Origin of the sequence: Secundilactobacillus folii (genome assembly GCF_009720675.1) — a bacterium.
In the GTDB taxonomy this organism is placed as follows: domain Bacteria; phylum Bacillota; class Bacilli; order Lactobacillales; family Lactobacillaceae; genus Secundilactobacillus; species Secundilactobacillus folii.
In genome coordinates, this window is sequence record NZ_WNJO01000052.1 from 1 (window position 1) to 231 (window position 231).

Genomic DNA, 231 nt, shown 5'->3' on the forward strand with positions numbered 1-231 from the left:
AAAAGGATGCAGAGACCAAAGTTACCGTTAACGATCAAACGATCACCTATGGTGATAAGACGCCAACGTTCACCGTTGCTTACGGTGATAAAGTAGTCAACCACGTTGATCTAACGAATACGGACTTTACATTTGACGGCAGTGCTACGATTCCAACGAATGTGGGTACTTACCAAGTTGCATTGAATGATGCTGCTATTCAACGAATTGAAACGGCTAACCCGAACTACA

General features: G+C 43.3%; 1 protein-coding gene. It reads left to right on the top strand.

Going from position 1 to position 231, the window contains the following annotated elements; genetic code table 11:
* The coding region (locus tag GM612_RS12315) for an MBG domain-containing protein (protein WP_246147776.1) at positions 1-231 on the top strand (231 nt) is incomplete at both ends.